A 19,337-nucleotide genomic window follows, 5' to 3' on the forward strand; every position below is an offset into this window, starting at 1 on the left:
GAGCCCTGAGACATGTCCGAAACCAGCCGGCTGGACGATTCCTTCCACGTCTTCGACACCACCCTGCGCGACGGCGCCCAGCGCGAGGGCATCAACCTGACCGTCGCGGACAAGCTGGCCATCGCCCGGCACCTGGACGACTTCGGCGTGGGCTTCATCGAGGGCGGCTGGCCCGGCGCGAACCCACGCGACACCGAGTTCTTCGCCCGCGCCCGGCAGGAGATCGACTTCCACCACGCCCAGCTGGTGGCCTTCGGCGCCACCCGGCGGGCGGGCGCCAAGGCGGCGGACGACCCCCAGGTCAAGGCGCTCCTGGACTCGGGCGCCGAGGTGATCACGCTCGTGGCGAAGTCGCACGACCGGCATGTGGAGCTGGCCCTGCGCACCACCCTGGACGAGAACCTGGAGATGGTCCGCGACACCGTCTCCCACCTGCGCGCCCAGGGCCGCCGCGTCTTCGTCGACTGCGAGCACTTCTTCGACGGCTACCGGGCCAACCCCGAGTACGCCAAGTCGGTGGTCCGGACCGCCTCCGAGGCGGGCGCCGACGTGGTGATCCTGTGCGACACCAACGGCGGCATGCTGCCCGCCCAGATCCACGCGGTCGTCTCCACCGTCCTCGCCGACACCGGAGCCCGTCTCGGCATCCACGCCCAGGACGACACCGGCTGCGCCGTCGCCAACACACTGGCCGCCGTCGACGCCGGCGCCACCCATGTGCAGTGCACGGCCAACGGCTACGGCGAGCGGGTCGGCAACGCCAACCTGTTCCCGGTCGTCGCCGCCCTGGAACTGAAGTACGGCAAGAAGGTCCTCCCCGACGGCCGGCTGCGCGAGATGACCCGGATCTCGCACGCGATCGCCGAGGTGGTCAACCTGACCCCCTCCACCCATCAGCCCTACGTCGGCCTGTCCGCCTTCGCCCACAAGGCCGGCCTGCACGCCTCCGCGATCAAGGTCGACCCGGACCTGTACCAGCACATCGACCCCGAGCAGGTCGGCAACACCATGCGCATGCTGGTCTCCGACATGGCCGGCCGCGCCTCGATCGAGCTCAAGGGCAAGGAGCTCGGCATCGACCTCGGCGGCGACCGCGAACTGGTCGGCCGCGTCGTCGAACGCGTGAAGGAGCGCGAACTCAGGGGCTACACCTACGAGGCGGCCGACGCGAGCTTCGAACTGCTGCTCCGCGCGGAGGCCGAGGGCAAGCCCCTGAAGTACTTCGACGTGGAGTCCTGGCGGGCCATCGTCGAGGACCGCCCCGACGGCACCCACGCCAACGAGGCCACCGTGAAGCTGTGGGCCAAGAGCGAGCGCATCGTCGCCACCGCCGAGGGCAACGGCCCGGTCAACGCCCTCGACCGCGCCCTGCGGGTGGCTCTGGAGAGGATCTACCCCCAGCTGGGCGCCCTCGAACTGGTCGACTACAAGGTCCGCATCCTGGAGGGCCGGCACGGCACCTCCTCCACCACCCGCGTCCTCATCTCCACCTCCGACGGCAAGGGCGAGTGGTCCACCGTGGGCGTCGCCGACAACGTCATCGCCGCCTCCTGGCAGGCCCTGGAGGACGCCTACACCTACGGGCTGCTCCGGGCGGGCGTGGAGCCGGCGCGGTAGCCGCGGTGGACACCCGCGGCGAGCCGGGTGCCCGGTTCCCCGACGGCGCGGGCGACCTGCCGGGCCTCGGCGAGCCGGTCCGGCAGCCCGTTCAGGGCGGTCGGTGCGACCGCGGGGTCAGGCCCGCCGGGTGGTCAGGGCGCCGGGTGGTCAGGGCGCGCGCCAGATGTTGTCGAAGGCCGCGTCCTCGACGCGCCGGCGCTGCCGTACGGCCTCCAGCTCCTGGACCGCCTCGTGGACGGCGGCCAGCACGGTCAGCGCGGCCTCGTCGTCCGGCTCGGGGGTGGCCTCGCCGGCCGCCTCGGCCGGGATGCCCAGCGCGGCGGCCAGCCCGGCGAGGACGGGCTCGCGGTCGGCCCAACGGTCGGCCGCCGCGCGCCGCGCCGGCGAGTCGAGCGGCACCGGCCGGTCGGCCCCCCGTGGCATCCACCGGTGGCGCCGCCCGGCCACCTGCCCCGCCGCCTCCAGTGCGTCGACGTACGCCGAGGCCAGGCCGCGCCCCCGGCGCCACAGCCAGTCCTCGACGGTCTCGTACGGCGCCTCGCGGACCAGCGCCGCACCGGCCTGGTCCAGCAGGCGGTCGTCCGTGGCCGGCACCAGTCCGGGCACGATGCGGTCGCCGTCCAGGGAGACCGTCTCGGCCGAGAGCAGGTCGACCAGTTCGGCCCCCGCGAGGGCCAGCGACAGGTCTCCCTGCTCCACGGGGTGCGTGCCCGGAACGTCCAGGGTGACGAAGAACAGGTCACGCGAAGTGCTCATGCCGGACTCCAGGTCGGGGCGGTGACGGCGGCGGGGCGTCACCCGACCGGGCGGAACGCCCTGCCGCCCGGTCGGGCCACGCCTGCCTGACGATACGTCACCTCAACTGCCACTTCTGGTTCGCCGCCCCTGTGCACCACCAGATCTGCACGCGGGTGCCGTCGGCCGAGGATCTGTCGGTGACGTCCAGGCACTTGTCCGCGGCCAGGTTCACCACGTCACCGGTCGACGCGTTGTACGACCACTGCTGCGCTCCGGTGCCGTTGCAGTCGTACAACCGCACCTTCGCCCCGTCGGCCGTCGAGCCGGACGCCACTTCCAGGCACTTGCCGAGCGCCCGCGTACCGTTCGCCGACGAGGCACCGGCCACGTCCAGGCACTTGTCCGCGAGCCCCACGAACGCCCCCGACCGGCTGTCGCCGCCCGACTGCGTCCCCGACCAGGTGAAAGTCGCCGAGGTCGGTCAGCCCGGCGGTGGCCAACAGGCCCGCGAGGAGCAGCCGAGCCGTGCGCAGCGGTCTTCTCATGGTGCGCCGCCCTTCTGGGTGGGGGAGACGGGGGCGTGCGAGCTGTGAGTAAATGACGACGGCTCAGGGCCGCCGCACGGTTGCGCGTTCACAAGTCGAACGAACAACGCACCTGCTTCGGCCGCGCGTTGCCGCTGTACCAGCAGGTGTGTGAAGTCTTGACGGGTCGAGCGCCGTCCTAGTTAACTCACGCCGTGATCTAAGTCATGAGCGAGTTCCCGAGTCGAGGGAAGGTCCGTCCATGCGAAGAACCGCCCTGCTCGCCTCCGCCACTCTCCTCACCGCGCTGATCCCGCTGGCGTCCGCGCACGCCACGCCGGATCCGGCGCCCGACCCTGCCCCGGTGCCCGTCGACCGTTTCGAGGGCGAGGTGCCCTTCGCGAGCCAGCCGGCCGAGGGCATCTTCACCTGGGGCGGGGACAGCGACGACCCGCCCACCCTCCAGCTCGCCGCCCGCCCGGACGCCCCGGAGGGCGCCAAGGTGCTCTCCGGCACCTACGACATCAGCGGCTACGGCGGCTTCACCCATGACTTCGCCGCCGAACGGCCCGCCCACGACTGGTCCGCCCACCAGGGCATCCGCTTCTGGTGGGACGGCCAGGACAACGGCCGGAAGATCGCCTTCGAGATCAAGGACGGCGGTGCGAACGGCGAGGCGTCCGAGCTGTGGACGACCTCCTTCACCGACGACTTCAGCGGCTGGAAACAGGTGGAGCTGCCCTTCACCGACTTCACCTACCGCACGGACTACCAGCCCGTCGGCGGCGTCGACCACGTCCTCGGCCTGACGCAGATGTGGGGGTACGCGCTGACGCTCCCGGCCGGCACCAAGGGCGGCTTCGCCATGGACGAGGTGGAGCTGTACGGCAAGGCCGACCAGTCGCTGCGCGCCTCCGTCAGCACCGACGCGCCGGTGTACCCGGTCCATGAGGGCGGCACGGCCGCCGTCAGGATCACCCTCGCCACCACCGGCTCTGCCCCGGTCGACGAGCCCGTCACCGTCGAGTACCGCACGGCTGCCACCGGCTCCGCCCGGCCCGGCAAGGACTACACCCCCGTCTCCGGCACCCTCACCTTCCCCGCGGGCACCCCCTCCGGGACCTCCCGGACCGTCAAGGTCCGCACGCTGAAGGACCGGTCGGCCGAGCCGGCCGAGACCGTCCCGCTCCAGCTCACCGTCACCGGTGCCAAGGCCCCGGCCGAGACGGCGCAGGTCGTCGTCGACGCCCACGGACTGCCCTACCTGGACAGCCGGCTGCCGGTGCGGAAGCGGGTCGCGGACCTGCTCTCCCGGATGTCCCTGGAGGAGAAGGCCGGGCAGATGACGCAGGCCGAGCGCGGCGCGATGTCCGCACCGGGCGACATCGCCGCCTACGGCCTCGGCTCCCTGCTCTCCGGCGGCGGCTCGACCCCCACGCCCAACACCGCCGAGGCCTGGGCGAAGATGATCGACGCCTTCCAGCTCCGCGCGCAGGCCACCCGCTTCCAGATCCCGCTGATCTACGGCGTGGACGCGGTGCACGGTCACAACAATCTGGCCGACGCCACGATCATGCCGCACAACATCGGGATCGGCGCCACCCGCGACCCGCACCTGGCCGAGAAGACGGGCGCGGTGACGGCGAGCGAGGTGCGTGCCACCGGCGTCCCCTGGGACTTCGCGCCCTGCCTGTGCGTCTCCCGCGACGAACGCTGGGGCCGCTCCTACGAGTCCTTCGGCGAGGACCCGGCCCTGGTGACCTCGATGGAGACCGTCATCCAGGGCCTCCAGGGACGGGCGGACGGACGTGACCTGAGCCGCGACGACAAGGTGCTGGCCACCGCCAAGCACTTCGTCGGCGACGGCGGCACCGAGTACGGCTCCTCGACCAGCGGCACGTACACCATCGACCAGGGTGTCACCAAGGTCACCCGGCAGCAGTTGGAGACGATCCACCTGGCGCCGTACCGGACCGCCGTCGACCGGGGCATCGGCACCGTCATGCCGTCCTTCTCCTCGCTCGACATCGCCGGCGACGGACAGGGTCCGGTGAAGATGCACGCCCGTGGCGACATGATCAACGGCGTGCTCAAGGACCGGATGGGCTTCGACGGTTTCGTCATCAGCGACTGGAACGCCATCGACCAGCTCCCCGGCGACTACGCCTCCCATGTCCGCGCCTCGGTCAACGCGGGCGTGGACATGATGATGGTGCCGTACTCCTACAAGGACTTCAGCACCACGCTGATCGACGAGGTGAAGGCGGGCCGGATCGGGGTCGAGCGCGTCGACGACGCGGTGTCGCGGATCCTGACCGAGAAGTTCCGGCTGGGCCTGTTCGAACACCCCTACGCCGACACCAGCGGCGCCGCGCGGATCGGTTCCGCCGCGCACCGGGCGGTCGCCCGCCAGGCCGCGGCCGAGTCCCAGGTGCTGCTGAAGAACGCCGGCGGCGTACTCCCGCTGAAGAAGAACCAGAAGGTCTACGTCGCCGGATCCAACGCCGACGACCTGGGCAACCAGACCGGCGGCTGGACCATCACCTGGCAGGGCGAGTCCGGCACCCACACCCAGGGCACGACCGTCCTTCAGGGCATGCGAAACGCCGGGGGACACGTCACCTGGTCCAAGGACGCCTCCGCGCCCATGAAGGGCCACGACGTCGGGGTGGTCGTCGTCGGCGAGACCCCGTACGCCGAGGGTGTCGGCGACGTCGGCAACGGCCACGCCCTCCATCTGTCGGCCGCCGACCAGGCCGCCGTGGACAAGGTGTGCGCGGCGATGAAGTGCGCGGTGCTGATCGTCTCCGGCCGGCCGCAGCTGATCGGCGACCGGCTCGGGAAGATCGACGCCCTCATCGCCTCCTGGCTGCCGGGCACCGAGGGCGACGGTGTCGCCGACGTGCTCTACGGCAGGCGTCCCTTCACCGGACAGCTCCCCGTGACCTGGCCGAAGTCGGAGCAGCAGCTGCCGATCAACGTGGGCGACGCCTCCTACGACCCGCAGTTCCCCTACGGCTGGGGCCTGACCACGCTCACCAAGGTGCCCTCGGGCGGCACGGTGACGCTGCGGGCGCTGGGCCTGGCGGCGACGGTGGCCGAGAGGGCGCACGCGGACCGGGCCGGCCGTGCCCTCGTCACCCAGGCCCGGCTGATCGTCCAGCGAAAGGTGACCGGGGCGGGCGGTGCCGGCCTGAGCGCGGCGGTCGCCAAGCCCTTCGCCGACGCCGACCACCTGCTGCTGACCGGCAGGTACGGGGCGGCGGTGGAACGGCTGACGGCCGCCTACCGGGCGGCGTGAGCGGGGACCGCCTGACCGGAACGACCGAGCACAGGGGCAGGCGCCTCGCCGGGAACACCGGGCGAGGCGCCTGCCGGCTGTATGGCGTCCGGTCCACGGGACGCCCTGCGGAGTCCACCGCAGTCCACCACAGTCCATCCGGAATGACCGAATTATTGTATTTCCGGTAGCTTCGAAACCATGAAGGCCGTCGCTCTGACCCGAGCCCCCGCCCATCTGCTGGTCGTGCTCGCGGTGGCCGTCATGGCCGTCCTGTCGACCGGTGCCCCGCCCTCGGCCGCGGCCACCAGTGTCTCGGCGGTCGCGCAGGCGCTGCGCGAGCATCCCGTCTACGTCGATCCGGCGGCCTCCGCCCAGCTGTCGAAGGCCGACGCCGACACGCTGGCCCGGCGGATCGAGGACGCGGACAAGCCGCTCTTCATCGCCGTGCTGCCGGCCGACTTCCCGACGCAGAACCTCTTCACCGATCTGCGCACGGCCACCGGTGTCACCGGCGCCTACGCCATCCGCCTGGGCGACCGCTTCGACGCCCGCGCCGACGCCTCGGTGCTGTCGGGCGCCGCCGTGCGGAACCTCGTCACCAGCGTCCAGGGTGAGGACGCCAGGACCCAGCTCACGGACTTCACCGACCGGGCCCTGGTCAACATGGGCGGCTCCGCCCCGTCCACCTGGGGCACCTCCGGCCACGGCGCAGGGATGTCGAGCACCGCGCTGATCATCGCCGCCGCCGTTCTGGTGGCGGGCGGCGTGGGCGCGTACGCCCTGGCCCGGCGCAGCAGCCGGCGCCGGGCGGAGGAGCGGCGGGCCGCTCTGGACAGGCTGCGGGTCGTCGTGGACGAGGACATCACCGCCTTCGGCGAGGAGCTGGACCGCCTCGACTTCCATCCCGCGGAGCCCGGCGCGGACGACGCCATGCGCGCCGACTACGAACGGGCCCTGGACGCCTACGAACAGGCGAAGCAGCGGATGGGCGAGGCCCGCGGCCCCGAGGACGTGCGGGGCGTGACCGAGGCCCTGGAGGACGGCCGCTTCTCGCTCGCCCAGCTCGCCGCCCGCCGGGAGGGCCGCCCGCTGCCCGAACGCCGTCCGCCCTGCTTCTTCGACCCGCGCCACGGACCCTCGGTCACCGACGCCACCTGGTCCCCGCCCGGCGGCACGGCCCGCGAGGTCCCGGTCTGCGCCGCCGACCAGGTCCGCCTGGCCGAGGGCCGCGACCCGAGGATCCGCGAGGTCGACACCGACTGGGGCCGCCGCCCCTACTGGGACGCGGGCCCGGCCTACGGTCCGTGGGCGGGTGGCTACTTCGGCGGCGGCATCCTCCCCGGCCTCCTGGTCGGCACCATCCTCGGCAGCATGATGGCCGGCCCGGCCTACGGCGCCGACTACGGCACGGGTTACGGGGACTTCGGCGCGCACGACGGCTTCGGCGGCTACGACGGCGGCGACGTCTCCGGTGCCGACTTCGACCCCGGCGACTTCGGTGGCTTCGGGGACGGTGGTTTCGGCGACGGCGGCTTCGGTGGGGGCGGCGGTGGGGATTTCGGAGGCGGGTTCTGAGCGGTGGAGCACGCAGCGCTCCGGCCGTCGTCATCCGGCGCGACATGCCCGTCGTGCGGATGCCGGAGAGCCCCGGACGACGTGAAGGCGCCCGCCCTGCCGCCGGGGGAGCGGAGGGCGGGCGCCTTCAGGGGGCCGCTCAGGTGTCGTGACGGGGGCCGTGTGCCGAGTGGCTCGGGCTCAGGTCCGCCGGATCGCGGCGCTCGGACTCAGGCCTTCCGGATCGCCGAGATGTCGAAGTTCAGCTTGATCTTGTCGGAGACCAGGACGCCACCGGTCTCCAGCGCGGCGTTCCAGGTCAGGCCCCACTCGGAGCGCAGGATCTCGGCCTTGCCCTCGAAGCCGACGCGCTCGTTGCCGAAGGGGTCCTTGGCGGCGCCGTTGAACTCCAGGTCGATGGTGAGCGGCCTGGTCACGCCGAGGACGGTGAGGTCGCCGGTGATGCGGTAGTCGTCGCCGCCCAGGGCCTCCGCCTTGGTGGAGCGGAAGGTCATCTTCGGGAACTCGTCGGTCTTGAAGAAGTCCGAGCTCTTCAGGTGGCCGTCGCGGTCCGGCGAACCGGTGTCGATGCTGTCCATCGTGACGTCGATCGAAGCGGTGGAGGCGCTGGGGTCGGTGCCGTCCAGGTTCAGGGTGCCGGCGAAGTCGTTGAACTTGCCCTTGACGTTCGTGACCATGGCGTGCCGCGCCACGAAGCCCAGCGTGGAGTGCGCAGGGTCGATCGTGTACTCGCCGGTCAGCGCGGCGAGGTCCGGGTTCACGGCGGCGGGGGCGACGGTGGCGGTGGTCTCGGGGGTGCTGTTCTTGCGGCCGAAGATGCCCATGAGGTGCTCCTTGGGGGACGGGATCGCTCGACGCGAAGGAGGAGCGCCGATGATGTTGAATGTTCAATCAGGTCAACGGGAACGACCGTAGACCTATTCCGTTCGAGTTTCAACTTCTTGCGCCCGTGTCGTGAGAACACCGTCCCGGTCCCGCCTGCGGCCCTCTGGCGGACGCGCGTAGACCTCGGGCACCATCTCCCTGCACCCCTTGCGCGATCGCACCGCCTGCACTCTCACCCCACACGCAGCACGGCCAACCGCAGGAAGGGTCCCCATGAAGAGCATGAAGGGCAAGAAGGTCACGAAGGCGCGGGCCGCGCTCACCGCGCTCGCCCTCGTCGTCGCCCCCGGCGTCGCCGTCGTCGGTACCGCGACCGACGCCTTCGCCGTCACCAAGATCAGTCACTCCACCGCGACCCAGATGTTCCGTCAGGTCGGCATCACCTGGTCCTCCTCCGGCAACTGCTCCAACCGGAACATCTCCACCTGCACGTCCTTCGAGCAGCTCAACCTCGCCACCGCGCAGGGCGCCCAGACCCTCAAGCGTGCCAGCGGCTGCGCCCTCAACATCACCGGCGGGACCGAGACGGGCCACGCCTCCGGCACCTACTCCCACTGGAACGGCTACAAGCTCGATTACGGCAAGAACACCTGCATCACCGGCTACATCAAGAACTACTTCGGCTACATCGGGCTGCGCGGCGACGGAGCCCCGCAGTACAAGTCCGGCTCCGGCAACGTCTACGCCGACGAGGGCAACCACTGGGACGTCGTGTACTACAACTGCGGCGGTTGCTGAACGGCCGGCATGCCGGGCAGGTCGGTCCGGGGCGGAGGCGGTGCCCGCCGCCGGTCCCGGACCGACCGTGCGGCACCATGGACGCGGCCCGTACCGGCGGTCGGGTGGTTCTCGTGACGAGGCGTCACCGTCGCCCTCTGCTCCCCCCGTCTGGTCGTGCGCGTCACTCCAGGGAAGGCATGCGCCACATCCGAATGTGAGGTGGCTCTCGTACTCTGACTTTGTGTGACCTCTACAACGCCGGAGCCCTCTGAGCAGTCGGAAAGGCTGCAAGCCCCTTGGGTTCTGTTCAGGGGTACCAGGAAAACGGGCCGGAGACTGTACGGAGTCGACGGCTCGCTTTCCCAGGTGTCCTTCGTAAGGTCACTACATGACCGTTTTGGAAGAGACGACGGGTGAGCCCACCGGCGAGCCGACGGACGCCCGCGGGCGGGTCGCCGAACTGCACGGCATTCGTGCGCAGGCGGTGGCGGGCCCCAGCGAGAAGGCGACCGCGGCGCAGCACGCCAAGGGCAAGCTGACGGCGCGGGAGCGGATCGAGCTGCTTCTGGACGCCGGGTCCTTCCAGGAGGTCGAGCAACTTCGCCGGCACCGGGCGACCGGTTTCGGCCTGGAGGCGAAGAAGCCGTACAGCGACGGTGTGGTCACCGGATGGGGGACGGTGGAGGGCCGAACGGTCTTCGTCTACGCCCATGACTTCCGGATCTTCGGCGGGGCGCTGGGCGAGGCCCACGCCACGAAGATCCACAAGATCATGGACATGGCCATCGCGGCCGGTGCCCCGCTGGTGTCGCTGAACGACGGTGCGGGTGCCCGGATCCAGGAGGGTGTCTCGGCGCTGGCCGGTTACGGCGGCATCTTCCAGCGCAACACCAAGGCCTCCGGTGTCATCCCGCAGATCTCGGTGATGCTGGGCCCGTGTGCGGGCGGCGCGGCCTACAGCCCGGCGCTGACCGACTTCGTGTTCATGGTTCGCGACACCTCACAGATGTTCATCACCGGTCCGGACGTGGTCAAGGCCGTCACCGGTGAGGAGATCACCCAGAACGGCCTCGGTGGCGCGGACGTGCACGCCGAGACGTCCGGGGTGTGTCACTTCGCCTACGACGACGAGGAGACCTGCATCGCCGAGGTCCGCTACCTCCTCTCCCTCCTCCCGCAGAACAACCGGGAGACCCCGCCCCGGGTGGACACCGGCGACCCGGCCGACCGCCGCAGCGACGTCCTCCTGGACCTGGTCCCGGCGGACGGCAACCGTCCGTACGACATGACCAAGGTCATCGAGGAGATCGTCGACGACGGCGAGTACCTGGAGGTCCACGAGCGCTGGGCGCGCAACATCATCTGCGCGCTGGCCCGCCTGGACGGCCAGGTCGTCGGCATCATCGCCAACCAGCCGCAGGTGCTGGCAGGCGTGCTGGACATCGAGGCGAGCGAAAAAGCTGCGCGCTTTGTCCAGATGTGTGACGCTTTCAATATCCCGATCGTCACCCTCCTGGACGTCCCGGGGTTCCTCCCCGGTGTCGACCAGGAGCACGGCGGGATCATCCGGCACGGTGCGAAACTGCTGTACGCCTACTGCAACGCCACCGTGCCGCGGATCTCGCTGATCCTGCGCAAGGCGTACGGAGGTGCCTACATCGTGATGGACTCCCAGTCGATCGGCGCCGACCTCACCTACGCCTGGCCGACCAACGAGATCGCCGTGATGGGCGCCGAGGGTGCCGCCAACGTCATCTTCCGCCGTCAGATCGCCCAGGCCGAGGACCCCGAGGCCATGCGGCAGAAGATGGTCAAGGAGTACAAGGCCGAACTGATGCACCCGTACTACGCGGCCGAACGCGGCCTCGTGGACGACGTCATCGACCCCGCCGACACCCGCCAGACCCTCATCCGGTCCCTGGCCATGCTCCACACCAAGCACGCCGACCTGCCCTCCCGCAAGCACGGCAACCCCCCGCAGTGAGCGCAGCGACCCCCGTAACCCAGTGGACGCACCGCGGCAACCCCGCGGAACCCTCAGCCACGGAGACTGATCCTATGGACACGCCTGACATCCGCGTCGAGAAGGGCCACGCCGAGCCCGAGGAGGTGGCCGCCATCACTGCCGTCCTGCTCGCCCGTGCCGCGGCCCGCCCCGCCGACACGACCCCGTCCCACCGCGGCCGCGTCAGGGCCGGCTGGCGCCGCCTGGAGCGCGAGAAGGGCTTCCGCGCCCCGCACAGCTGGCACTGAGCCGCAGCACCCCGACTCAGCAAGGGGCTCACCCGTCCGGGTGAGCCCCTTGCGCATGCGCCCGGAGGCAACGCCGAGGGGCCCTCTCCCGGCCGGGAGAGGGCCCCTCGCGCGGGCGTGCGCCGTGCGCTACCGCAGGCGGGCCATCAGGGCGTGTTCCACCAGCGTGATCAGGGCGGACTTGGCGTCCGCGCGGTGCCGGGCGTCGGTGGTGATGATCGGCGTGTCGGGGCCGATCTGGAGCGCCTCGCGGACCTCGTCCGGGTTGTAGGGCTGCTGGCCGTCGAAGCCGTTGAGGGCGATGACGAACGGCAGTCCGCTGTTCTCGAAGTAGTCCACCGCGGGGAAGCAGTCGGCGAGCCTGCGGGTGTCGACGAGGACCACCGCGCCGATGGCGCCGCGGACCAGGTCGTCCCACATGAACCAGAAGCGGTCCTGTCCGGGCGTGCCGAACAGGTAGAGGATCAGGTCCTGGTCCAGGGTGATACGGCCGAAGTCCATCGCCACCGTTGTGGTGGTCTTGTCGCCCGTGTGGGTGAGGTCGTCGATGCCCGCGGAGGCGGATGTCATGACGGCCTCTGTGCGCAGCGGGTTGATCTCCGAGACGGCGCCGACGAACGTGGTCTTGCCCACGCCGAAGCCGCCCGCCACCACGATCTTCGCGGAGGTGGTGGAACGACTGGGAGAAACCGGCCCTCCGCTAGAGCTTGCGAAGTCCACTGAGCACCCTTTCGAGCAGTGTCACGTCTGGCTGGCCGCCGGCGTTCTCGTCGCCGCCGGGCTGATGGATGGCGACCAGGCCCGCCTCCGCCAAGTCGGCGACGAGGATCCTGGCCACGCCGAGAGGAATCGTCAGCAGGGCCGAGATCTCGGCCACCGACTTGATCTCGCGGCACAGATGGCAGATCCGCTGATGTTCGGGCAACTGGCCCTGCATCTGGTGCGGCTGCGCCGTGGTGTGCACCAGCGCCTCGATGGCGAGCTGGTACCGCGGCCTGGTGCGTCCGCCCGTCATGGCGTACGGGCGGACCAAGGGGTTGTTCGAGGCGCCCGCGGGCGCCGGCTCAGGGGTGCGTCGCTGCGGCTGCACCGGCTGGATGCGAGGTGCCGGCGGCTGGTCGTACGGCGACGGGCCGGGGCCCTGCGGCGCGTACGGCCGACCATGGCGGGGGACGGAGGGGAAGGCGTAAGGGTTCGACGAACCGTCACCGTGGCCCTGTGCGGGACCGTACGACCAGTTGCCCGAAGACGAACCTGGGGGTGTTGCCACTCTTACTCCTCCTCCGACTGCGCCGGGCGCCCAACGGTGTGGAAGCCGCGTCCCGAAACCTTACGGCCCCGGGACACGTGAACGCACCGTCTGTCTGTTAGTTGAGAAGGCTGCCCTGGAGTTCCGCGCGCAGGTCCGGGGTCAGAACCGTGCCCGCGCGGTCCACCAGGAGGGCCATCTCGTACCCAATGAGACCGATGTCCGCCTCCGGGTGTGCGAGAACCGCGAGTGAAGACCCGTCGGAGATGGACATGATGAAGAGGAATCCCCGCTCCATCTCCACAACCGTCTGGTTCACGCTGCCGCCCTCGAAGATGCGCGAGGCACCGGCGGTCAGTGAGGTCAGACCGGAGGCGACGGCCGCGAGCTGGTCGGCGCGGTCACGGGGGAAGCCTTCGGACATCGCCAGAAGGAGTCCGTCGGCGGAGACCACCACGGTGTGGGACACCCCGGGGGTGTTGTCCACGAAGTTGGTGATCAACCAGTTCAGGTTCTGTGCCGCCTGGCTCATCGGGCTCACACTAACGCTCCTGGTTGTAGGTGCTGTCAGGACCACTGTGTTCAATCCTCGTGGCCTGACCGTTCTTGTCACTTCCTGCGCTGCGTCCCCGCTGGACGCCCCGGCGCAGGTTGCTCAACCTGCCCCTGACGTCCTCGGGGGCGCGGGAGACCTGTGGGCCGCCCTGCGGGGTCGATTCCGCCGTACCCTCGACCAGGTTGGCCTTGGGCACTCGCCGCGGCAGGCCGGAGGAGGTCACTCCGCCCGCCTTGGGTTTCCGGAGCTGCGCGGCCTGCGACCACCGTTCGTCGTTGGCCGAACGCCAGCCGCTGTCGCCGTTGCTCTCCGGATCGGGGGCCGTCGCCTGCCGCGGCACGGGCCGCGCGCCGTTCGAGTCGCTCGTGGTGGAACCACGGCGGGGCAAGCCGGCGTCCGTCAGCTCGTGGGCGGCGGAGGAGGCCGTTCCCGGACGGTCGAAGCCTACGCGTTCACCGTCGTTCCCGTCAGCGGCCTGCGCTGATTCGGTTTCCGGAGCGTACTGGTCCGCGTAACCGCCGAGGAAACCGTCCGCCTGCTGCCAGTCGCTCTGGTAGGGCTGCTCCTGGTAACCGGCATACGGATCCGAGGCGCCGGCCTGCCCGTCCTGCGCCGGCTCGGCGTAGGAGCCGGCGTCCGGGTAAGCGCCGTTCGCCGGGTAGGCGCCGTTCTGCGGCACGGCCGCGTCCGGCGCGTAGTAGGCCTGCTCGTACGACTGCTGTCCCTGCTGGTCGTACGCCGTCTGCTGCTGCTCGTCGTACGCCTGGTGGCTGTAGCCGCCGTTCTGCTCGGGGAAGGCCGCCTGGCCGCTGTCGTAGGCGGTCTGCGGCCCGGTGGCCTCTTCGGCGTACGCGGACGTCTCGGGCGCCTGCGCCTCGACCGCCTCGCCGTTCGACTGGGCCTCCAGAGCGGCCCGGCGCTCCTCGCGCTTGAGGGAGCGGCCGACCGGGTCCAGCTCGCGGATGTCGTCGGGGACGTCCGCGTAGCGGCTGTCGTCGAAGCCGAGCTCGGCGGCGGTGCGCAGGGGCGGCAGCTGGGCGAAGTCCTCACCCTGGAACTGCTGCTCCGGGATGATCTGCGAGACGGTGAACTCGTCGCGCTCCAGCGTCTGCTCGCCGCCACCGCCGTGGGTGATCGCGTCCGGCAGCATGACCAGCGACGTGGTGCCGGCCTGCTCTCCGGAGGGGCGCAGCTGGACGCGGATGCCGTGCCGGTCGGCGAGGCGGCCGACCACGAACAGGCCCATGCGCTGGGAGATCGCCACGTCCACGGTGGGCGGGTTGGCCAGCTTGTGGTTGATGTCCGCGAAATCCTCGGCGGTCAGGCCGATGCCCTTGTCGTGGATCTCGATCATGACGCGGCCGTCGGGCAGCCGGGTCGCCGTGACACGGACCTTGGTCTGCGGGGAGGAGAACGTGGTGGCGTTCTCCAGCAGCTCGGCCAGCAGGTGCACGAGGTCGGTGACCGCGCGGCCGTGGATCTCGGCCTCCGGGACGCCGGACAACTCGATGCGCTCGTACTGCTCCACCTCGGAGGAGGCGGCGCGCAACACGTCGACCAGCGGGACCGGCTGGTCCCAGCGGCGGCCGGGCTCCTCGCCGGCGAGGACCAGGAGGTTCTCGCCGTTGCGGCGCATACGGGTCGCCAGGTGGTCCAGACGGAAGAGGTTCTCCAGCTGGTCGGGGTCGGCCTCGTTGTTCTCCAGATCGGTGATCAGGGTCAGCTGGCCCTCGATCAGGGACTGGTTGCGGCGCGAGAGGTTGGTGAAGATCGCGTTGATGTTGCCCCGCAGCAGGGCCTGCTCGGCGGCGAGCCGGACGGCCTCGCGGTGGACCTGGTCGAAGGCGCGCGCGACCTCGCCGATCTCGTCGGTGGAGGTGATCGGGATCGGCGCGACCCGGGTGTCGACCCGGCCGGGGTCGGTGCGCGAGAGCTGGTCGACCAGCATCGGCAGGCGCTGCTCCGCGATGCCGAACGCGGCGTTGCGCAGCTGGCGCATGGAGCGGCTCATCTGGCGGGCCACCAGACCGGCCAGGATGAACGCGGCCAGCAGGGCGATCAGGACGGCCGCGCCGGTGATGAACGTCGACTGCTTGGCGTCGTCGGCGATGTCGGCCGCCTCGTGCACCGCGGTGTCGGCCATGTCCGACTCGATCGTGCGGTAGGCGTCGAACTTGAGGGTGTTGACCGCCCACCAGTTCTGCGGGGTGACGCCCTTCTGGGCGATCTGGGCGCGCTCGGCGGGGTCGGTGGACGTCAGCGAGGCCAGGGTCGCGACCATGTCGGTCGGGTTGGCCGGCGGAGCGACGTAGTCCGGGTCCTTGGCCTTGGCCTCCCGGACCATCTCGGCGCCCTTGGACTGGATCTCCTGCTGCAGCGCCTGGAGCTTGTCCGCATCGGCCTGGGTGCCGGCGCCGAGGTACTCCTCGGCGGCGATGCCCTCCAGGTAGGCGTAGGAGGACAGGGCCACCCGCTGGCTGGCCAGGCTGCCTGTGCCCGGACCCGGCTTGACCAGCATGTGCATGCCGATCGAGCGCTCCAGGGACAGCGCGGCCTTGGTGAGGGAGATGGCGTAGACACTACGGCCGTAGGAAGTGATGTTGCCGGTGCCCAGGCCGAGTTCGTTGGCGAACTCCATCAGCGGGTGGGCGACCTTGACGTAGCCCTCCTCGGTCTGCACGCCGGTGAGCTTGGAGCTGTACGCGGCGGCGCGCAGCGCCTGGAGTTCGGGTTCGGTCTCGCGGAACAGCTTCAGGCGGCGTTCCAGACCGGCCTTGTGCGGCATGTCCTTGGCGGCCTGGTCGAAGTTCTGGGCGGCCTGGTCGGTCAGTTGCCGGGCCTTCGCGACCGTCGAGTCGCTCGGACCCTTGCCCTGGAGCAGGGGAGCGGCCGAGATGTCGCGCTCATTGTACAGGGCGTCGGCGTAGGTCAGGGAGGCGCGCACCAGACGCGCGGTCTTCTCCGCGTCCTGGGCGTCCTGCCAGGTTCCGATCGAACTCTTGACCTGGAAGCCGCCCATGACGAGGCCGACCAGCACGGGTATGAGCAGGATCGCGTTCAGCCGGGTGGGTACCCGCCAGTTGCGGGGGGAGAGACGGCCCCCGCTGGGGGAGGGAACGGCCGCCGACTCCGAACCGGGCACGTGTGCGGGCGCCGCACCGCGCGGCGGCGGGGTGAAGTTGCCCCGGGCCGACGGCTCGGAGCCGTTCTTGCTTCGCCTCACTCGACCAACAACCTCTCGGCGGTCGGCACCTACGTCGTGCCGCACTTTCTCAGAGCCCTGTCCGCCGCGGACGACTCCGTACTGGTGAGTACGTCCTTGACCATGGGGCAGTTCAGGCATTCCAGCACGCCGACATGCGCTCTTCCAAACAGTTGGAACCGCAGGTCCAGCGTGATGTAAGCCCCAGATAAAACGGTCATAAAGAGCGAGCCGCGCCAAAAGGCGGGGTGATTGTGCGCGCAGCGAGACCGGATGTGCGCGACGCGTGGCCGTACCACCCGATTCCTCTGCCGAAACGTTATGAACACCAGGGCCGGCCGTGTCAAAGGACACAGCCGGCTCCGATGCGTCTACGTCGATCGTTACGACAACTGCCGTACGCACCTGCCTACTTGTAGGGGTGTGCGGTCGGCGGCTGCCGTTCGGAACGAGGAGCGGGGCTACCGCAGGCGGGCCATCAGGGCGTGTTCCACCAGCGTGATCAGGGCGGACTTGGCGTCCGCGCGGTGCCGGGCGTCGGTGGTGATGATCGGTGCGTCCGGGCCGATCTGGAGCGCCTCGCGGACCTCGTCCGGGGTGTACGGCTGCTGGCCGTCGAAGCCGTTGAGGGCGATGACGAACGGCAGACCGCTGTTCTCGAAGTAGTCCACCGCGGGGAAGCAGTCGGCCAGACGCCGGGTGTCGACGAGGACCACCGCGCCGATGGCGCCGCGGACCAGGTCGTCCCACATGAACCAGAAGCGGTCCTGTCCGGGCGTGCCGAACAGGTAGAGGATCAGGTCCTGGTCCAGGGTGATACGGCCGAAGTCCATCGCCACCGTGGTGGTGGTCTTGTCCCCGGTGTGGGTCAGGTCGTCGATGCCCGCCGAGGCGGACGTCATGACGGCCTCCGTGCGCAGCGGGTTGATCTCCGAGACGGCGCCGACGAACGTGGTCTTGCCCACGCCGAAGCCGCCCGCCACCACGATCTTCGCCGAGGTGGTCGCCCGGCCCGCGTCAGAGCTTGCGAAGTCCACTGAGCACCCTTTCGAGCAGCGTCACGTCCGGAGCGCCACCGTTGTTCTCGTCGCCGCCCGGCTGGTGGATCGCCACCAGACCGGCTTCGGCCAGGTCCGCGACCAGGATCCGCGCCACACCCAGCGGCATGGTCAGCAGCGCCGACACCTCGGCGACCGACTTCACCTCGCGGCACAGATGGCAGATCCGCTGGTGCTCCGGGAGCAGTCCCATCAGCGCTGCCGGGTCGGCCGTGGTGCTGATCAGCGCCTCGATGGCGAGCTGGTAGCGCGGCCGGGTCCGGCCGCCGGTCATCGCGTACGGACGGACCAGCGGCTGGTCGCCCTCTTCCCCGTACGGCTCGGCGTACGGATCATGATGGGCGGTGGGCGGGGTCATGAATCCTCCGGGCGGGACAGCAAGTCGGTCGGGCAAGCCGTCGGACGGGGCCGGTGGGGGGATTGTGGCGGCCGGACGGTGATTTGGTGAGACGGGTGGTGCCGGGGCCGGTCAGTGGAGCAGACTGCCCTGTAGTTCGGCGCGCAGGTCGGGCGTGAGCACCGCCCCCGCACGGTCGACGAGGAGCGCCATCTCGTAGCCGACGAGGCCGATGTCGCACTCGGGGTGGGCCAGTACCGCCAGGGACGACCCGTCCGAGACGGACATGAGGAACAGAAAGCCGCGCTCCATCTCCACGACCGTCTGCGCCACGTCGCCGCCCTCGAAGATCCGGGAGGCCCCGGCGGTCAGCGAGGTCAGGCCGGACGCGACCGCCGCGAGCTGGTCGGCGCGGTCACGCGGAAAGCCTTCGGACATCGCCAGAAGGAGTCCGTCCGCGGACACCACGACGGTGTGCGACACCCCCGGGGTGTTGTCCACGAAGTTCGTGATCAACCAGTTGAGGTTCTGTGCCGCCTGGCTCATCTGGCTCAACTAACGCTCCTGCTGGTGAGTGGGGCTCGGGAAGCTGCCCGTCTGACCGGAACCGGCCTGACGACCCTGCGCGATGCCCCGACGGAGATTGGTCAGCCGGCCGCGTACGTCGTCGGGCGAACGCGAGACCTGCGGACCGCTCTGGTGCTGTTGCTGCTGAGCCGTGCCCGGGACGAGGTTCGCCCGGGGCACCCGGCGCGGCAGGCCGGAGGTGGTGACGCCGCCCGCGGCCGGCTGCCGTACGCGCTCCGCCTGACGGACGAGTTCGTCGTTGGGCGAGGTGCGCCAGGCGGGAGCCGCGGGACGCTGGGGGCCCGTGGGGGCCTGGTGCTGCGGGGCGACCGGAGCCGGCCGGCCCGCCTGCTGCCGTTCACCGCGGAACCAGTTGGTCTCCAGGGTGTCGTACAGCGGGGTGCGGCCGTCGCCCGGACCCGTGGCCGGCGGCAGCGCCTCCGGCTCACGACGGACCGGACGCCGCTGCGGGGCCTGCTGCTGCGGGGCCTGCTGCTGCGGGGCCGGCCGGTGCGGGGCGCCGAAGTCGGCCGGGCCGGTCTGCGGCCGCTCGAACTGACCGGTGGACGAGGGGTCCTGACGGCCGGGCAGGGTGTGCTGACCGGTGTTGCCGCCGTCATAGCCGGGCTGCGGGTACTGGCCGGTGGAGCCGTTGTCGTAGGCCTGCGGCGCGGCGTACTGGCCGGTGGAGCCGTTGTCGTAGGCCTGCGGCGCGGCGTACTGGCCGGTCGAGCCGTTGTCGTAGGCCTGCGGCGCGGCGTACTGGCCGG

At 70.7% G+C, this 19,337-nt stretch carries 15 protein-coding genes and 2 pseudogenes; 6 read left to right on the forward strand and 11 right to left on the reverse strand.

The features are described from left to right. Positions 1–12: 12 nt before the first annotated feature. Complete coding sequence (gene cimA / locus ACWDUZ_RS26660) at positions 13–1,617, forward strand: citramalate synthase (protein WP_451634344.1); 1,605 nt, start codon at positions 13–15, stop codon at positions 1,615–1,617. 150 nt (positions 1,618–1,767) lie between these two features. Here the strand turns inward: cimA and ACWDUZ_RS26665 are convergent, their stop codons facing one another. Together ACWDUZ_RS26665 and ACWDUZ_RS26670 are read right to left on the reverse strand one after the other, a co-directional pair. Then, positions 1,768–2,376, reverse strand: a complete 609-nt coding sequence (locus ACWDUZ_RS26665; RefSeq protein ID WP_451634345.1) for a GPP34 family phosphoprotein — start codon at positions 2,374–2,376, stop codon at positions 1,768–1,770. A gap of 97 nt (positions 2,377–2,473) precedes the next feature. Then, positions 2,474–2,836 (reverse strand): annotated as a pseudogene (locus tag ACWDUZ_RS26670) (RICIN domain-containing protein); the annotation flags it as partial. A gap of 308 nt (positions 2,837–3,144) precedes the next feature. Here ACWDUZ_RS26670 and ACWDUZ_RS26675 point away from each other — a divergent pair. Then, entirely contained in the window at positions 3,145–6,183 is a 3,039-nt protein-coding gene (locus tag ACWDUZ_RS26675) for a glycoside hydrolase family 3 protein (RefSeq protein WP_451634346.1), read from the forward strand. A gap of 180 nt (positions 6,184–6,363) precedes the next feature. Next, positions 6,364–7,740, forward strand: coding sequence for a hypothetical protein (locus ACWDUZ_RS26680; RefSeq protein WP_451634347.1), 1,377 nt, complete (start codon positions 6,364–6,366; stop codon positions 7,738–7,740). A gap of 209 nt (positions 7,741–7,949) precedes the next feature. Here the strand turns inward: ACWDUZ_RS26680 and ACWDUZ_RS26685 are convergent, their stop codons facing one another. Further along, positions 7,950–8,564 carry a YceI family protein gene (locus tag ACWDUZ_RS26685; RefSeq protein WP_451634348.1) on the reverse strand — a complete coding sequence of 205 codons (615 nt, stop codon included), beginning with the start codon at positions 8,562–8,564 and terminating at the stop codon, positions 7,950–7,952. A 274-nt stretch (positions 8,565–8,838) separates the two neighbouring features. On the opposite strand from ACWDUZ_RS26685, the gene ACWDUZ_RS26690 reads away from it, so the two are divergent. The 3 genes from ACWDUZ_RS26690 (at position 8,839) to ACWDUZ_RS26700 (ending at position 11,598) form a co-directional block, all read left to right on the forward strand. Next, a complete protein-coding gene (locus ACWDUZ_RS26690) occupies positions 8,839–9,363 on the forward strand; it encodes a hypothetical protein (protein ID WP_451634349.1) in 525 nt (174 codons plus the stop codon). A 370-nt stretch (positions 9,364–9,733) separates the two neighbouring features. Then, positions 9,734–11,329: an acyl-CoA carboxylase subunit beta gene (locus tag ACWDUZ_RS26695; RefSeq protein ID WP_451634350.1), complete on the forward strand. Its 1,596-nt coding sequence runs from the start codon at positions 9,734–9,736 to the stop codon at positions 11,327–11,329. Positions 11,330–11,403: 74 nt separating this feature from the next. After that, positions 11,404–11,598, forward strand: coding sequence for an acyl-CoA carboxylase subunit epsilon (locus ACWDUZ_RS26700; protein ID WP_451634351.1), 195 nt, complete (start codon positions 11,404–11,406; stop codon positions 11,596–11,598). 129 nt (positions 11,599–11,727) lie between these two features. Here ACWDUZ_RS26700 and ACWDUZ_RS26705 read toward each other — a convergent pair whose 3' ends face one another. The 8 genes and pseudogenes from ACWDUZ_RS26705 to ACWDUZ_RS26740 form a co-directional block, all read right to left on the reverse strand. Further along, positions 11,728–12,318 carry a GTP-binding protein gene (locus ACWDUZ_RS26705; protein ID WP_026252548.1) on the reverse strand — a complete coding sequence of 197 codons (591 nt, stop codon included), beginning with the start codon at positions 12,316–12,318 and terminating at the stop codon, positions 11,728–11,730. Continuing rightward, the gene (locus ACWDUZ_RS26710; RefSeq protein WP_451634352.1) at positions 12,299–12,868 is read right to left on the reverse strand and encodes a DUF742 domain-containing protein; all 570 of its coding nucleotides are present in this window, start codon (positions 12,866–12,868) and stop codon (positions 12,299–12,301) included. Before ACWDUZ_RS26710 ends, ACWDUZ_RS26705 begins: the two co-directional genes overlap by 20 nt. A 97-nt stretch (positions 12,869–12,965) precedes the next feature. Continuing rightward, positions 12,966–13,379, reverse strand: a complete 414-nt coding sequence (locus tag ACWDUZ_RS26715) for a roadblock/LC7 domain-containing protein (RefSeq protein ID WP_004983065.1) — start codon at positions 13,377–13,379, stop codon at positions 12,966–12,968. Positions 13,380–13,389: 10 nt separating this feature from the next. Continuing rightward, on the reverse strand, positions 13,390–16,626 hold the full coding sequence (locus ACWDUZ_RS26720) for a nitrate- and nitrite sensing domain-containing protein (RefSeq protein WP_451634353.1): 3,237 nt from the start codon (positions 16,624–16,626) through the stop codon (positions 13,390–13,392). Between the two features lie 440 nt (positions 16,627–17,066). After that, positions 17,067–17,642, reverse strand: coding sequence for a GTP-binding protein (locus tag ACWDUZ_RS26725; protein WP_067301226.1), 576 nt, complete (start codon positions 17,640–17,642; stop codon positions 17,067–17,069). Next, a complete protein-coding gene (locus ACWDUZ_RS26730) occupies positions 17,623–18,021 on the reverse strand; it encodes a DUF742 domain-containing protein (RefSeq protein WP_451634354.1) in 399 nt (132 codons plus the stop codon). Before ACWDUZ_RS26730 ends, ACWDUZ_RS26725 begins: the two co-directional genes overlap by 20 nt. 111 nt (positions 18,022–18,132) lie before the next feature. Continuing rightward, positions 18,133–18,546 (reverse strand): roadblock/LC7 domain-containing protein, encoded by a 414-nt coding sequence (locus tag ACWDUZ_RS26735; RefSeq protein WP_005479910.1) that lies wholly within the window; start codon positions 18,544–18,546, stop codon positions 18,133–18,135. Positions 18,547–18,555: 9 nt separating this feature from the next. Next, positions 18,556–19,337, reverse strand: a pseudogene (locus tag ACWDUZ_RS26740) (nitrate- and nitrite sensing domain-containing protein); the annotation flags it as partial.

It is taken from the genome of Streptomyces sp. NPDC003393 (assembly GCF_053589015.1).

Bases quoted from the DNA above. Each gene is read 5' to 3' on its own strand.
- cimA (WP_451634344.1), top strand. From the start codon at position 13: ATGTCCGAAACCAGCCGGCTGGACGATTCCTTCCACGTCTTCGACACC.
- ACWDUZ_RS26665 (WP_451634345.1), bottom strand. From the start codon at position 2,376: ATGAGCACTTCGCGTGACCTGTTCTTCGTCACCCTGGACGTTCCGGGC.
- ACWDUZ_RS26675 (WP_451634346.1), top strand. From the start codon at position 3,145: ATGCGAAGAACCGCCCTGCTCGCCTCCGCCACTCTCCTCACCGCGCTG.
- ACWDUZ_RS26680 (WP_451634347.1), top strand. From the start codon at position 6,364: ATGAAGGCCGTCGCTCTGACCCGAGCCCCCGCCCATCTGCTGGTCGTG.
- ACWDUZ_RS26685 (WP_451634348.1), bottom strand. From the start codon at position 8,564: ATGGGCATCTTCGGCCGCAAGAACAGCACCCCCGAGACCACCGCCACC.
- ACWDUZ_RS26690 (WP_451634349.1), top strand. From the start codon at position 8,839: ATGAAGAGCATGAAGGGCAAGAAGGTCACGAAGGCGCGGGCCGCGCTC.
- ACWDUZ_RS26695 (WP_451634350.1), top strand. From the start codon at position 9,734: ATGACCGTTTTGGAAGAGACGACGGGTGAGCCCACCGGCGAGCCGACG.
- ACWDUZ_RS26700 (WP_451634351.1), top strand. From the start codon at position 11,404: ATGGACACGCCTGACATCCGCGTCGAGAAGGGCCACGCCGAGCCCGAG.
- ACWDUZ_RS26715 (WP_004983065.1), bottom strand. From the start codon at position 13,379: ATGAGCCAGGCGGCACAGAACCTGAACTGGTTGATCACCAACTTCGTG.
- ACWDUZ_RS26730 (WP_451634354.1), bottom strand. From the start codon at position 18,021: ATGACCCCGCCCACCGCCCATCATGATCCGTACGCCGAGCCGTACGGG.
- ACWDUZ_RS26735 (WP_005479910.1), bottom strand. From the start codon at position 18,546: ATGAGCCAGGCGGCACAGAACCTCAACTGGTTGATCACGAACTTCGTG.